This is a genomic window from Nocardiopsis baichengensis YIM 90130 (genome assembly GCF_000341205.1).
GTDB lineage: Bacteria > Actinomycetota > Actinomycetes > Streptosporangiales > Streptosporangiaceae > Nocardiopsis_A > Nocardiopsis_A halophila.
Genome location: NZ_ANAS01000036.1, coordinates 78,745 through 93,196 on the forward strand (window position 1 = coordinate 78,745; position 14,452 = coordinate 93,196).

The window sequence follows — 14,452 nt, forward strand, 5'->3', positions numbered from 1 at the left end:
AGGCCGGATCGACAGGACGGTCCGCAGGCAGGGGCGAAAGGACACTACCGACATGGAACGCCGGACACTGGGCAGGACCGGGATCTCCGTCAGCGAATTGACTCTCGGCACCATGATGCTGGGCGCGTGGGGCAACACCGACCACGGCGACGCGGTCGCCATGGTCCACGCCGCGCTGGACGCCGGGGTCAACACGATCGACACCGCCGACATGTACTCCGATGGCGAGTCCGAGGCCGTCGTCGGAAAGGCGCTCAAGGGCCGGCGCGACGACGTGGTCCTGGCGACCAAGTTCCACAACCCGATGGGCCCAGACGCCAACCAGCGCGGCAACTCGCGCCGGTGGATCATGCGGGCGGTGGAGGACAGCCTGCGGCGGCTGGACACCGACCGGATCGACCTGTACCAGGTGCACCGCCCCGACCCGGAGACCGACATCGACGAGACCCTGTCCGCCCTGTCGGACCTGGTCCGCCAGGGCAAGGTGAGGGCGATCGGCACGTCGGCCTTCCCTGCCGAGGAGATCGTCGAGGCGCAGTGGGCGGCCTCGGCGGGCGGCCACATCAGGTTCCGGAGCGAGCAGCCGCCGTACTCGATCCTGGCGCGGGGGATCGAGCGGGACGTCCTCCCGACGGCGCAGCGCCATGGGATGGGGGTGCTGACCTGGAGCCCGCTGAGTGCGGGCTGGCTGTCGGGCAAGTACGGCGGAGGGAGCGGCGCTGACCCCGCGACGGCCCACCGCAGCGCGTTCCTGTCCGGGATGTACGACCTGTCCGTGCCGGGCAACCGCGCCAAGCTCGAAGCGGTGGACGAGCTGCATCAGGTGGCGGCGGAGGCCGGCCTGTCCCTGCCGCACCTGGCGACCGCGTTCGTTCGCAGCCACCCCGCCGTGTCGTCGGTGATCATCGGCCCGCGCACCCGGGAGCAGCTGGACGACCTGCTGCGGGGCTCGGACGTGCGGCTGGACGACGACGTCCTCGACCGGATCGACGCGATCGTCCCACCGGGCACCGACGTGGTCCGCGACCCGGTCTTCTACTCCCCGCCGCACCTCACCGAGCTGGGGCTCCGGCGCCGCTGAGCCCGCCTGGCCCTCCGCTCCCTGGGCGCGGGGCCGGACGGCAGGCTGCGACAGGACTGCGACCCGGCGGCGACGGGGCTCGGACCCGGGCACGGCAGCCTCGCTTCCATGACGCAAGCCGAGCCGAACCGGGCCGTCCGGGCCGCCGACGGCGCCTCCGGGCGCGCACCGTACGTTCCCGCCCTGGACGGGTTGCGGGGGGTCGCGATCCTCGGGGTGCTGCTGTTCCACACCGACCGCCTCCCCGGGGGCTTCCTCGGCGTGGACCTGTTCTTCGCCCTCTCCGGCTACCTCATCACCGATCTGCTGCTGCGCGAGGTCGCGGCGAGCGGATCGGTCTCCCTCGCCGCCTTCTGGGGTCGGCGGATCCGCCGCCTGTTCCCCGCCCTGGCGGCGATGCTCGCCTCCGTCGCCGTACTGGTCTGGGCCCTCGGGCCGCCGGACACGGTGCGCACGATGCTCTCCGACGGGCCGTGGGTGCAGGTGAACCTGGTCAACTGGCACCTGCTCGCCGAGTCGGCCGGGTACTGGGACCGCTTCGGAGCGGAACGGGTCTTCGAGCACCTGTGGAGCATCGCGGTCGAGGAGCAGTTCTACCTGGTGTGGCCGCTGGTCCTGCTGGCCGCGGCCCGATCCGCACGGCGCCCGGGACGGCGCGGGCACCCGGAACGGCCGGTGGACCGCCGGATCGCGGTGGCGTCCGTCGCCGTCTCCGCCGCCTCGCTGGTGCTGATGGTCCTCCTCGTCGGCGCCGACGGGACGTCCCGCGTCTACATGGGCACCGATACCCGCGCGTTCTCGCTGCTCCTGGGCGCCGCGGCCGCCACGCGCCCGGCCCGCGCCCTCCTCGCGGCCGCCGTCGGCCGGTGGGCGGGCGCGGCCGCGGCGGCGACGGCCGCCGCAATCGCCGTCATCTGGCTGCTCGCGGACGGCGCGGACACGAGGTGGCTGTTCACCGGCGGGCTCTTCGCACACTCACTGGCCTCGGCCCTGCTGATCGGCCTGTGCGTCCGGGCCCCGCGGACGCGCCTCTCCCGCGCGCTGTCCTGGCGGCCGCTGCGCTGGCTGGGCCTGGTCTCCTACAGCCTGTACCTGTGGCACTGGCCGGTCATCGTGCTGCTCTCGCCCGAGCGCACCGGCCTGGAGGGGTGGGCCTGGACCGCGGTCGTGGCGGCCGCGGCCGTCGCCCTGGCCGCCCTGTCGAAGTACCTGGTCGAGGACCCGATCCGGTTCCGCGCCCGGTGGGCGCGCGGGCGCAGCGGGGCGTGGGCGTTCGCGGGGGCCATGGTGGGACTCGCCGTCCTGTGGGTCGTGCTGCCGGCCCCGGCCCCGCCCGCCGTCGACATCGCGAAACTGGAGTGACCGGCGACGCCTTCCACCGTCCATGGCGCGTCACCCGATCAGCGGGCAGGTCCGGTGCTCCTCCGATTCCGCGGTGCCCAGGGTGAAGCGGACCTGGACCTTCGTCTCCGTCGATCCCCCTTGCTGCACGTGGGCGCCCAGCGCGGTGCACACGATCTGGTCGATGCCCCGCGGGGTCACCTCGTCGACCGACAGGGGCACCACCACCGTGAGCACGTCGGGCGCGGTGGTCACGGCGACCCGTGTCGTGGGGACCGGGGCGATCTCCGTGCGCAGGCCGGACGTGGGCCCGGGGCCGGTCAGGAGCAAGGACACCGCGTCCGAGACCGATCCCAGGCGGCCGCTTTCGCGCTGCTGCGCTGTGAGTTCGCCGTCGCCGTCGACGAAGTAGAGGGTCATGCCGGGCGCCACGCCGGTCGGGGCCCGACCGCCGTCGGTCGGGCCGGTGGGGTGCAGCCCGCAGCCCGAGGACAGCAGGACCGAGGCCACGAGCGCGCACAGCCCGAGCAGGACCCGCGCGGCCGACCGCGTCCGCACCGCCTGTGCCGGCCTCACGACCCCTCCTCCTGCTTCTCCTGCCCGCCCGGGTCCCTCGGCAGCCGCAGCACGAACCGCGCACCGCCGCCGCCGGCGTTCTCCGCGGTGATGCCGCCGCCGTGCAGGCGGGCGTTCTCCGCGGCGATCGCCAGGCCGAGCCCGCTGCCGGGGGTGCGGGCGCGGGCCGTGTCGGCCTTGTAGAAGCGGTCGAACACGTGCGGCCGCACCTCCTCCGGCAGGCCCGGTCCGTCGTCGGTCACCTCGATCCGCACCTCCTCAGGTGTCGCCGTGACGCGCACCCGCACGGGCGGCTCCCCGTGCCGCAGCGCGTTGCCGACCAGGTTGGCCACCACGACGTCCAGGCGGCGCCGGTCGGCCCGCAGCGTGATCCCCTCGACCCCCTCCAGCTCGACCCGGTCGAGCCAGCCACGCGCGCGCAGGCAGTCGCGTACCGCGCCGACCGCGTCGAACTCCTCCACCCGGAGCCGGACCGAACCGGCGTCGAAGCGCGACACCTCCATGAGGTCCTCCACGAGCCCGACCAGGCGCCGGGTCTCGGTGACCGCCAACTCGACCGACTCGCGGTCGTCCGGCTCCATGCGGTCGGACGCGGTCGCCAGGACCTCGACCACCGCGGTGAGCGTGCTCAGGGGCGTCCTGAGCTCATGGGAGACGTCCGAGGCGAACCGGCGGGCGTCGGCCCGCATCCGCTCCATCTCCGCCATCGACGTCTGGACGGATTCGGCCATCTCGTTGACGGTGGCGGTCAGTTCGGCCAGTTCGTCGGCGCCCTGTGGCGCGGTCCGGGCGCCGAGGTCGCCGCCGGCGAGCCGGCGCGCGGTGTCGCGGAGATCGCGCACGGGGCGCAGGACGCCGCGCGCGGCCAGCAGGGCCAGGAGCACCGCCGGGACCAGGGCCAGCGCGGAGGCGCCGGCCGCCGCCCGGGTGAGCGCGTCGACCTGGTCCTGCACGCCCGACAGGTCGCGCACGGCGTACACCTCGATGCCGGACGGGGTGCGCCCGCCGTCCGGGGCCGTGATCATGAGCGGCACCCCGACGAGGAGCCACGGGCGGCCGTCGGCCGCGACCCGCTGGACGGTGATCCGGTAGCGCTCGCGCACGGCCCCGCGCAGCGCGTCGGTGACCAGGCGGGGGCCGGTGTCGTCGGCGGAGCGCATGTCCTCGTAGGTCACCAGGGTGTTCGGGCCCACATCCCGGCGCAGGCGGTCGAGGGCGTCCTGGTCCGGGGGGTAGGCCAGCTCGGGGGCGGCGGCACCCACCCGGTCGGCGACCTCCCCGGTGATCCGCTCCTGGGCGCCGTCGACCAGGGCGGTCGCGGCCGAACCCGCGCCGGCCCACGCCGTCGCGGCGGCCCCGAGCACGGTCACCAGGACGAAGGCGACCACCAGCCGGGGGCGCAGCCCGCGCGGCCGCAGCCGTCCGAGCACGGGGCTCACACCGGCCCGAAGCGGTAGCCGAACCCGCGGACCGTCTGCACGTACTCCGGCGCGGAGGGGCGCGCCTCGATCTTGGCGCGCAGCCGCTGCACGCAGTTGTCGACCAGGCGGGAGTCGCCCAGGTAGTCGTGCTCCCAGACCTCCTCCAGCAGCTGCTGCCTGCTGAACACCCGGCCGGGCGCCCGGGACAGGGTCAGCAGCAGTCGCAGCTCCGTCGGCGTCAGGGCCACCGGATCGCCGTGCAGCGCCACCGTCAGGGCCGAGGTGTCGATGCTCAGGTCGCGGTGCACGCGCAGGCCGTCGGACGGGGTGCTGCGGCGCAGCACGGCGCGGATGCGCGCGTCCAGCACGGTGGGCCGGGCCGGTTTGACGACGTAGTCGTCCGCGCCCGCCTCCAACCCGCTGACGATGTCGAAGTCGTCGCCGCGGGCGGTCAGCATGATCACCGGGACCCCGCCGGACGCGCGGATGCGGCGGCACACCTCCAGACCGCTGATGCCCGGGAGCATCAGGTCGAGCACCACCAGCTCGTACGCGGCCGACTCCAGTTCCCGCAGGCCCCGCTCGCCGGTGTCCGCGGCGCCGACCCCGTGGCCGTGCCGGGAGAGGGCGAGCTGGAGGCCGCGCCGGACCAGGGGATCGTCCTCGATCAGCAGAATCGCAGCCATCGCTCCAAGTATGCGCAACGGCCGGCCGCCGGGCCCGCAGGCGCGGGGGACTGCGACACGACCGGGACACGGTGGCGGAGGGGCCGGGACATGCGGCAGGCACCGTCGGGGACATGATCAACAGACCGATCCTCATCGCGGGCCTGGTCGGGCCCCTTCTCCTGTCCGTCGGCTGCTCCGGAGGGAGCTCCGCGTCCGAGGACGCGGGCGCGCCCGAAGGTGCTGACGCCTCGGCCGGTCCCGGGCTCTCCGAGGTCCTCCTGCTCGGGGACTCGGTGGCCGCGGGCCAGGCGCTCCCCATGGCGGAGGCGTTCGACGCGAGCGGTGTCGAGTTCGTGTCGGAGGCCTCGGACGGCGGGGGCAACGTCGTCGGGCCCTTCTCCGAGAAGAACTGGGAGGAGCTGCCCGACCGGATCGCCGACGCCGACCCTGACCTGGTCGTCTACCAGGTCACCACCTACGACTGGGGGACCGCCGACGAGCAGCGGGAGGGGTACGGGAAGCTGCTCACCACGGTGACCGACCAGGGCGCGGACCTGGTGTTCGTGACCATGCCGCCGATCAAGCCCGATGACTTCTACCGGCCGCACATGGACCAGCTGGAGCGAACGTCAGAGATCGCAGGGCAGGTCGCGGATTCCTCGGGCGATGCGAGACTTCTCGACGCCGGTGAGGTGTGGGGCGACGAGTACCAGAGGGCGCGCGACGGCGAACCCGACCGCAGTGAGGACGGAATCCACACCTGCCCCCAGGGCGCCGCGCGGTTCACCCAGTGGCTGCTTGAAGAGCTGAGCGACGCCTACCCGGGGTTCACCCCGGCAGAGCCCGACGAATGGGCCGACACCGGCTGGTCGGCCGACGAACGCTTCAAGGGCTGCTGACCCGCCTGGAAGGCGCCGCTGACCTCTCGGCGCGGGGAGACCGCCGCGTTCGCGTATCGCGTCCTCGACCTGTCGGGCTCATCAAGGAAGGTCAGGGACGTTCCGGTAGGCCGCCTCCGGGCCGTCGGTGTCGGCCGGGGACGCGAACGCGGGCTCGAACCTGCGTCGAGTGCCCCTAAGGAGCGGAACCGGCGGGCCTCACGGGATGAACACGCCTGCGGAGCGGAGCCGGGCCTCGATGAGGTCGAGAAGCCGGGCCCCGGCCGGTGACCGGTTGCCGAAGCGGCTGATGAGCCGGTAGCGGGTCGCGGGCGAGGTGCGGGCGTTCTGAAAGCTGGTCACGACCTTCAGCATCGCGGGGTGGGCCAGGACGTACTCGGCCAGGTCGGTGGCGACCTCTTCGACGCGGGGGTCGTCCGGCTCCCAGGCGAGGGCCTCCCCCGCACGCTTGTGCAGGTCGATGACGTGCGGATCGCCCAGGGCGGCCTCCACGTTGTCGAGGTATTCGTCGAAGGCATCGGGGTCCAGCGCCCGGGCCAGGACCATGCCCTCCCGGGTGGCGGCCACCTCCTCCGGGGTGAGCCCGGAGGCGCGCCCCTGTTCCAGCAGGACCGCGGCGCGGTCGGGGAGCAGGGCCTGGTCGCCGTCGGCCAGGCGGCGCAGCTTGGTGCGCTGGGCGGTCATCTCCTCGATCCGCCGGTTCAAGCGCGTCTCGACGTCGTCGAGGGCCGCGGCGAAGCGCTCGGGGCCGTATTCGAGCATGGTGCCGATCTCGGCCAGGGGCACTCCGGCGGCGGCCAGCGTGCGGATCCGGACCAGCCGCAGTACCTCGGCCGCGCCGTAGCGGCGGTAGCCGGAGGCGTCGCGCGGGGGCTCGGCGAGCAGTCCGACCCGGTGGTAGTGGCGGACGGCCTTGACCGTCACTTCGGCGAAGGAGGCCACCTGGCCGATCGTGAGTCCGTCCGTCATCGGCGCGACGCCTTCCTTCTGTGCGGAGACCATGCGCTGAGGGTGCTCCGAGTCCGTGTGGCGTAGGTCACGCTTGAGGTTGACCTTAGGGCAAGGGCCAGGCTCCTCATAGAGGCACAGCGGCACAACGGGCACAACGGCACAGTGCCGACCGCGCACGACGGATTCGAAGGAGCGGGCCACGATGACCACACCCCTTTCCGGTCGGCACGAGGACCGACACGAGAGCGCTCCGCCGGCCGGCACCACCGGAGCGGACACCCCCGGAACGGATGCCGCCGGGCAGGACCGCCCGGAGCTGCAGAGGGCGATCGAGGAGATCGTCGAATCCGGCTTCCTCGGGGTGTCGCTGCGCGTACGTGACCAGCGGGGCGAGTGGGCCGGCAGCGCCGGACGGGCCGAGCTGGGCGGGACCGCAGCGCCGGCGACGGACGCCTTCACGCGGATCGGCAGCACGACCAAGACCTTCGCCGCCGCCCTGGTGCTGCGGACGGTGGCCGAGGGGCGGATCGGGCTGGACGCCCCGGCAGCGGACCACTTGCCGGGGTTCGGTCTGGACGAGCGGATCACGGTGCGGATGCTGCTGCAGCACACCAGCGGCGTCTTCAATTTCACGGGCGAGTTCGACGCCGAGGGGACACTGATCCCGGGCGTCACCACGCCCTACGGCGCGACGACCGAAGAGTGGCTGGACGGTCGGCTGGCGAGCCACCGCCCTGAGGACCTGGTGCGGCCGGCGCTCTCCAAGCCGCCGCGGTTCGAGCCGGGGGCCGAATGGAGCTACTCCAACACCAACTATGTGCTGGCCCGGCTGCTGGTCGAGAGCGTCACCGGCCGCACGTTCCCTGAGGAGATGCAGCGGCAGATCCTGGGGCCGCTCGGACTGACGGGCACCGTGCTGCCGGAGGACTCGCCGGAGATCCCCGCGCCGCACGCCCGTGCCTACTTCCGCTACGAGAAGGACGGCGTGCAGGAGACGGTCGACATCACTCGCCAGAACCCCTCCTGGCTCTCCACCGGCGGCGACATGATCTCGACCACCGAGGACCTGGCCGTGTTCCTGTCCGCACTGTTGGGCGGCCAGCTCCTGCCGCCCGAGCTGGTGGTCGAGATGTGCACGCCGCGGTCCACGGGGATCCCGTCGATGGACTACGGCCTCGGGGTGTTCGTCCAGGAGACGGAGAGCGGCACCGTCATCAACCACAATGGCGGTGTCCCGGGTTACGCCGCGCTGGCGGCCGCCGCGCCCGACGGGAGCACGACCTTGACGGCGGTGATCAATTACGTGGACGACGCCGACATGACCATGAGCGCCCGGGGCCAGGAGGCCTACCAGAGGCTCGAGAGCGAGGTGTTCTGAGGCGGGCCGACAAGGCGGGGCAGACGGTCGGGACCGCAGAGGGCACGCCCCTTGATCCCGGCCGGTGAATCGACCGAGGTCGGGAGGGGCCGGACCTCACCCGATGTAGGGCCTGACCCGGCCTTCCACGTAGTGGCTGAGCCGGAGCTTCATCGACCGGTCCATCCGGTATCCCTCCAACTCCGCCTTCGGGATCCAGCGGACTTCGCGGGACTCGCTGCTCGGTGTCGCCTCCCCCGAGACCGGTAGCGCCGTCAGCACGATCGAGAACTCCTGACGAACCTCGTCATCGCTCGTGTAGTGGATGACGTGCTTCGGGTCGGTGTAGGTCCCCGAGATTCCCGTGATCTCGCAGGTAATGCCGGTCTCCTCCTGCGTCTCGCGCACCGCCGCCTCGGTCAGGGACTCTCCGAGATCGATCGCGCCGCCCGGCACGGCCCAGTTGCCGTTGTCGGTGCGGCAGATCATCAGCACCTCGTCCCTCTCGTTGACGACGATCACGTTGACCGAGGGGACGAGGCTGTTGGCGGGCGGGGCCTGCGGGTCGTCGTAGTGGTCGATCCGCTTGGGCATGGTCCTCCCTCAGTCCAGCGGCGCCGCTTCGCTCTCAAGGCGCTTGAAGCTCTCCAGGTATGTGCTCACCATCCCACCGCCGGCGGTCCGGACACCTCCGGCGGCGCGCATTCGCCCATTGCCATCGTCCCTCCGGCGTGTGGTCGACGTGCGCGCATCTCCTCGCCCGGTCGCAGTACTGGTGGTGTATACGATCCCGGCGGGTCCGTGCCCGGTGCCTCCGTCGAGTCCCGGTGGTACGGCGCCCTACCTCCAATTCGGGATGCGGTCCAGGATGTCGCACCGAAGGTCGAGGGCGGGCAGCAGCTCCCGGGGGTCCCGGTGGTCGTTGATCGAGTCGATCGCGTCAAGGAACTCCCCGCGGAAGTGGATTCCGCGGGGAGCGCGCGGATCGGCCAGCAGGAGGTTGACGACATCCGGTTGCAGTACGGCCCGCGCGAAGTCGTCGTCTTCGGTCGTCACCTCGAACTGGCCGTCGAACTCCGGGAGCCCGATCGATGTCCCGCCACGGCCGATGGCCTGGTTGGCGGAGTTCTGGAGCCGCGGGACGCGCGTGATGTTCAGGATCGGATGGGGGGACGGGGTCGCGACCCAGATGGCCCGCTCACGTTGGTGGTTCCCCTGGTAGGTCACGTCGAAGGTGGACGCGAGGAAGCGCCGCCCCCGGTGGGTTCCTGAGACGACGTCATGTGCCGCCGTGGCTCTGGGGGGACCCGCCAGCGGCGTACGCCGGTCCCGCCGGTCGAACTGGCGGTTGTACAGCTCGATGAGCGTGTCGTCGCGCTCGGAGAACGCCCACCCGCACTGCTCGATCGCGGGTCGGAGCTGCTGCGCCTCAGGCGGGCGGGCGGCCCGGGTGGCCCGGAGGACGAAGAAGATCAGCAAGGCCACGCCGGCGAGAATGGCCAGAGTCCCGAAGATGACGATGACCAGCACCAATGCCGAACTCATTTGCCGCCCCCATACAGACTGGAACCCGAAGCCCGGGCCGCACCGAGCGTTCGGTCACGCGCCCATACGGACCCGGGGGGGGCAGGCTCGCACAGGCCCACAGCAGTGCGGTGACCGAGGGACCCGCATGCGTCTTCGCGGGGTGGTGTCCGCCGGCGACCGAGGATCGCACCTTGCAGGCGACGATCGGCCCGATGACCAGGGAGTCGTGGCGGTCGCGCGGTGCCTCGGGTAGGGGAACGGCTTCAGGTGTTCGGGCGCCGGCTCCCCGCATTCACCTCCGACAGCAGAAAAGCCCTGCCTGTTCGATGTGTCATTGCAGGTCAGGGCTTTCTTGCGAATGGAGCGGATGACGGGAATCGAATGCCCCAGGGTCAGGGCTCTGACCTGCATGAATTCGAGAATGTGCAGGCGAAGGGGGAGGCGTCGTCCAGGGTGTGCCGGGTTGCTCCGGGATGCTTTCCCAGTGGTGCACCCTCAGGGTGGACCACCTGTGCGGGGTCGGTGCACCCGCGAGGGTGGACGGCGGGCTGGGCCTGCCTTTTCAGTCGTCGCCGGGGTTCGTGTGGGTGGTGTGGGCTATCCTTCGGCTGGCGTTCGCGGGTGGGCGGTGTCTGTCGCTTGGGAACCCTCGGTGCCCATGGAATCCCGGGGAGGTTCTCAAAAGGGTATGGGTGGTTTTGGTGTCTGGTGGCAGGTTCCAGGTGCCGGTCAGCGCTCCGTTCCCGGGCCGTCCTACCTGTTCAGACGCCGTGGCGGTCGCCGTCAGCGGCGGCCGAGGATCGCAACAGGCCGGGGCGCGCTCGCCGTGCAGGCGCACCAGCTGGTGGCGGTCGCCGTCAGCGGCGGCCGAGGATCGCAACCCTCCGGCGTCGTCTTGGTGGTCTTGCGGCTGGTGGTGGCGGTCGCCGTCAGCGGCGGCCGAGGATCGCAACCGCCAGGACGCCACCGCCCACGTGGACGGCGTCGGAGTGGCGGTCGCCGTCAGCGGCGGCCGAGGATCGCAACGCCGGATTACCGGCCATAGCTGACACCTCCGAAAAGTGGCGGTCGCCGTCAGCGGCGGCCGAGGATCGCAACACGCCAAGCGCCGACCGGATCCGAGCGAGACGGGGGTGGCGGTCGCCGTCAGCGGCGGCCGAGGATCGCAACTCCGCGCGGCGGCGGGCGGTGCCGGTGCCGGGGAGGTGGCGGTCGCCGTCAGCGGCGGCCGAGGATCGCAACTTCATGGGGCCGTCAGGCGGCCAGGTCGTAGGCGGTGGCGGTCGCCGTCAGCGGCGGCCGAGGATCGCAACGGGTACCGGCACCGGCCTGGTTGGCAGGAAGGATGGGCGTGGCGGTCGCCGTCAGCGGCGGCCGAGGATCGCAACCCCGCAGTGGCGGTGGTACAGCCCGGACACGGTGCAGTGGCGGTCGCCGTCAGCGGCGGCCGAGGATCGCACCAAAATCGCACTGCCCAGTAGCGTGGTGTTGAACGACATGGCGGTCGCCCTTGATGGCGGCTGAGGATCGCAACTTGTTGGCTGGACTTCATGAGGTGAAGATCCACTGCTTGTGGTGAGCGCCGGGCCGCCCTGTGGCGGCCCGGCCTCGCCAGGCGTTTGCGGTTCGATAGGGGGTACGCGGCATTTCGGCTGCTTGTGAGTGATTTTTATAGAAACCCCGGCGGGTGTCGGTGGGGTGGGCTAGCGTTCCGAGCATTCCAGTCAGACGGCTTTTCTTCGGGACGGTTGCATGGGGATCTGGGGCCACAGTGCCAACGACGCCGGTGAGCGTCACACCCTTGCTGATCATCTTCGCGGGACCGAGGAGCGGGCCCGGCGCTACGGTGCCCGGTTCCATGCAGGTGAACTCGCCGGGTACCTCGGGCGGGTCCACGACGTCGGCAAGGGGAGCTGCGCCTGGCAGAACGGGCTCCTGCGGGCCGAGGCCTCGGGCGGGCGCGTGGGGATCCCGCACAAGCACGCCGGCACCCACCTCGCCTTCAAGGCCGGACTCGGGCCCCTCGCGAACGTGGTGTTCGGGCACCACGGCGGCCTGCAGTGCCGCCCCGAACTCAAGAGAGCACTGCAAGAGGCCCGCACTGAGCACAAGGCGTCGGTCGACGAGGCCATCGACCGGGTCTCCCAGGTGGTGCCCGAGATCTTAGAGGGGCCCGGCCTCCCCTCCTGGGTCCAAGACGCCTTCACCTCCGCCCCGCTGGTCACAGACGTGCTGGTGCGCATGGTCTTCAGCGCGGTGGTGGACGCCGACCGCCTCGACACCGCCGAGCACATGGACGCCATCGCGCGCCCCGACCACCCGGTGGCCGCCGGAGACCTGGTCGAGCGCTACGAGCAGTCCCGCCTGGCCCGGCTGGAGGGGCGGGCGCCGTCGCCGGTGGACGCCGACCGCGCCCGGCTCTACGAGCAGGCCGTGGCCGCCGCCGAAGGACCACAGGGCATCTACCGGATGCCCGCGCCCACCGGTTCGGGCAAGACCTATGCCGCGGGCGCCTTCGGGCTGCACCACGCCCGCCGCCACGGGCTGGGCCGGGTGATCGTGGCCGTCCCCTTCACCACGATCACCGAACAGAACGCGAAGGAGTACCGGGACCTGCTGGAGGCCCCCGGGCAGGAGCCGGTGGTGCTGGAGCACCACAGCGGCATCGATCTGGACGCCGACAAAGCCCCGGGGAACCGGTGGGCCAAGCTCGCCTCGGAGAACTGGGACGCCCCGTTCGTGGTGACCACCACGGTGCGCCTGTTCGAGTCCCTGTTCTCCCACAAGCCCGAGGCGATGCGGCGCCTGCACCGCCTAGCCGGTTCGGTGCTGGTGCTGGACGAGGTGCAGGCGCTTCCCGACCGACTGCTGGTGCCGATCCTGTCGATGCTGCGCACGCTGACTGAGCACTTCGGGGTCACCGTGCTGCTGGCCTCGGCCACCCAGCCGGCCTTCTTCGACCTCTCGCCCTTCCAAGACGTGCCCGCCCGCGATGTGATCGAGGACCCGGCGCCGCTGTACCGGCGCCTGGCACGGGTGACCTACTCGTGGTGGACCGACCCGGCCCCCACCCGCGAGGAGCTGGCCGAACGCGCGGCCGCCTCGCCCTCGGTGCTGGTGGTGTGCAACACCACCACCCAGGCCCAGGAACTCCACGAAGGAATCAGCAAGCACCGGCAGGACGACGGTCCGGTGCTGCACTTGTCCACCCGCATGGTGGCCCGCCACCGCCAGGACGTCCTGGCGAAGATCACCGAACTGAACAAGGCGGGAGCCCCGGCAGCGGTCGTGTCCACCCAGCTCGTCGAGGCCGGGGTGGACCTGGACTTTCCCGAGGTCTTCCGCGCCTTCGCCCCGGCCGAATCGCTGCAGCAGGCCGCGGGCCGCTGCAACCGTTCCGGGCGCCTGGAGCAGGGCCGGGTGGTCGTGTTCGACCTGACCGGCGACGACGGAAAGGTCTCCAGCGGCGGGGAGTTCATCTACGGGGCCGCGCTGGAGGCCACCCGGGAGCATTTCGGCCCTGGAAAGGCCTGGCCCGATTCCCCTGACGTCATGGACGCCTATTACAAGGACCGGTTCAAGTACACCAACGTCGAAAACGACGGCCAGAAGATCCAGGATGCCCGCCGCGACGGCGACTTCCCCGAGGCTGACCGCCTGTTCACGATGATCAAAGAGGTGAGCATCCCGGTCGTGGCCGTTCCCGAGCGCTACGCCGAAGACGCCGAACGCGTCCGCGAGATGCTCAGCCTGTTGCGCCAGGGCGTCCCGCCCGGCCACCTGCTGCGCGAGCTGCGCCCCTTCACCGCCACGCTTCCCCGAGGCCTGGCCGAGCGCAAGGCCGCCGGATTGCTCGCCCCTGTCGTAGGCGACCTGTACGAGTGGCTCGGCGACTACGACGACGAGCGCGGCATCGTGATCGCCGACACCAAGGAGTACGTGTTTTGACCAGCCCACCCCCCGGGCCCCCACCTCTGGCGGTGGAGGTCGAGGGCCCCTTCGCCTGCTTCACCCGCCCCGAGCTCAAGACCGAGCGGTTCAGCTACCCGGTCATGACCCCCTCGGCCGCCAAAGGCGTCCTCGAAGCGATCTTCTGGAAGCCCGAGTTCTCCTACCGCATCGAGCGCATCGAGGTCCTCAAACCCATCCGGTGGGTCTCGGTGCGGCGCAACGAGGTCGACCAGACCACCTCCGCCGACTGGGTGCGCAAGGCCATGGACGACCCGGCCGAGCGGTTCGACGTCGAAGCCCACCGCGACCAGCGCCACATGAAGGCCCTGCGCGACGTGGCCTACCGGATCCACGCCCACATCAGGCTGCGCGACCACGCCGACGCCCACCCGGCCAAGTACCGCGACCAGTTCCGCCGCCGCGTCGAACGCGGGGCCTGCTTCAGCCAGCCGTTCCTGGGCACCCGCGAATTCTCCGCCTCCTTCTTCAAACCCACCGACCGCGCGCCCATTCCCGAGAGCGAGGACCTGGGGGTGATGCTGCACAGCATCGACTACAGCGCCAAGCGCGAGGCCTACCGCTGGTTCCACGCCGCCATGGCCGAGGGGGTCCTGCACGTCCCCGAGCGCGGCGGCGAGCTGCCCGGCTCGCCGGCCGGGCGCACCGGCGGGAGGGGATGA

12 protein-coding genes and 1 CRISPR repeat array are annotated in these 14,452 nt (G+C 71.7%); of the genes, 6 read left to right on the top strand and 6 right to left on the bottom strand.

What is annotated here, in order from left to right; all coding sequences use genetic code 11:
* Nucleotides 1–52: 52 nt before the first annotated feature.
* Both C892_RS0124390 and C892_RS0124395 read left to right on the top strand, forming a co-directional pair.
* On the top strand, nt 53–1,081 hold the full coding sequence (locus C892_RS0124390; protein WP_017559335.1) for an aldo/keto reductase: 1,029 nt from the start codon (nt 53–55) through the stop codon (nt 1,079–1,081).
* Nucleotides 1,082–1,189: 108 nt separating this feature from the next.
* On the top strand, nt 1,190–2,443 hold the full coding sequence (locus tag C892_RS0124395; RefSeq protein ID WP_017559336.1) for an acyltransferase family protein: 1,254 nt from the start codon (nt 1,190–1,192) through the stop codon (nt 2,441–2,443).
* A 30-nt stretch (nt 2,444–2,473) separates the two neighbouring features.
* Here the strand turns inward: C892_RS0124395 and C892_RS0124400 are convergent, their stop codons facing one another.
* Genes C892_RS0124400 through C892_RS0124410 form a run of 3 tightly spaced genes read right to left on the bottom strand, consistent with a single transcriptional unit; the run spans nt 2,474 to nt 5,105 of the window.
* A complete protein-coding gene (locus C892_RS0124400; protein WP_017559337.1) occupies nt 2,474–2,998 on the bottom strand; it encodes a hypothetical protein in 525 nt (174 codons plus the stop codon).
* Nucleotides 2,995–4,437 carry an ATP-binding protein gene (locus C892_RS0124405; protein ID WP_239647516.1) on the bottom strand — a complete coding sequence of 481 codons (1,443 nt, stop codon included), beginning with the start codon at nt 4,435–4,437 and terminating at the stop codon, nt 2,995–2,997. Before C892_RS0124405 ends, C892_RS0124400 begins: the two co-directional genes overlap by 4 nt.
* The gene (locus C892_RS0124410; protein WP_017559339.1) at nt 4,434–5,105 is read right to left on the bottom strand and encodes a response regulator; all 672 of its coding nucleotides are present in this window, start codon (nt 5,103–5,105) and stop codon (nt 4,434–4,436) included. The genes C892_RS0124405 and C892_RS0124410 overlap by 4 nt, the downstream gene beginning before the upstream one ends.
* A gap of 113 nt (nt 5,106–5,218) precedes the next feature.
* Between C892_RS0124410 and C892_RS0124415 the strand changes: the two genes are divergently transcribed.
* Entirely contained in the window at nt 5,219–5,986 is a 768-nt protein-coding gene (locus C892_RS0124415) for an SGNH/GDSL hydrolase family protein (RefSeq protein ID WP_017559340.1), read from the top strand.
* 198 nt (nt 5,987–6,184) lie between these two features.
* On the opposite strand, the gene C892_RS0124420 is transcribed toward C892_RS0124415, so the two are convergent.
* Nucleotides 6,185–6,955, bottom strand: a complete 771-nt coding sequence (locus C892_RS0124420; protein WP_017559341.1) for a MerR family transcriptional regulator — start codon at nt 6,953–6,955, stop codon at nt 6,185–6,187.
* Between the two features lie 184 nt (nt 6,956–7,139).
* Here C892_RS0124420 and C892_RS0124425 point away from each other — a divergent pair, with 184 nt between their 5' ends.
* Nucleotides 7,140–8,315 carry a serine hydrolase domain-containing protein gene (locus C892_RS0124425; RefSeq protein WP_017559342.1) on the top strand — a complete coding sequence of 392 codons (1,176 nt, stop codon included), beginning with the start codon at nt 7,140–7,142 and terminating at the stop codon, nt 8,313–8,315.
* Between the two features lie 96 nt (nt 8,316–8,411).
* On the opposite strand, the gene C892_RS0124430 is transcribed toward C892_RS0124425, so the two are convergent.
* Nucleotides 8,412–8,888, bottom strand: a complete 477-nt coding sequence (locus tag C892_RS0124430) for an NUDIX domain-containing protein (RefSeq protein ID WP_017559343.1) — start codon at nt 8,886–8,888, stop codon at nt 8,412–8,414.
* A 246-nt stretch (nt 8,889–9,134) separates the two neighbouring features.
* On the bottom strand, nt 9,135–9,839 hold the full coding sequence (locus tag C892_RS0124440) for a hypothetical protein (protein WP_040685578.1): 705 nt from the start codon (nt 9,837–9,839) through the stop codon (nt 9,135–9,137).
* A 752-nt stretch (nt 9,840–10,591) separates the two neighbouring features.
* Nucleotides 10,592–11,355: a CRISPR direct-repeat array (repeat unit 37 nt; unit sequence GTGGCGGTCGCCGTCAGCGGCGGCCGAGGATCGCAAC).
* Nucleotides 11,356–11,573: 218 nt separating this feature from the next.
* Here C892_RS0124440 and C892_RS0124445 point away from each other — a divergent pair.
* Both C892_RS0124445 and cas5c read left to right on the top strand, forming a co-directional pair.
* The gene (locus tag C892_RS0124445; RefSeq protein WP_017559346.1) at nt 11,574–13,769 is read left to right on the top strand and encodes a CRISPR-associated helicase/endonuclease Cas3; all 2,196 of its coding nucleotides are present in this window, start codon (nt 11,574–11,576) and stop codon (nt 13,767–13,769) included.
* Complete coding sequence (gene cas5c, locus C892_RS0124450) at nt 13,766–14,452, top strand: type I-C CRISPR-associated protein Cas5c (RefSeq protein WP_239647517.1); 687 nt, start codon at nt 13,766–13,768, stop codon at nt 14,450–14,452. Before C892_RS0124445 ends, cas5c begins: the two co-directional genes overlap by 4 nt.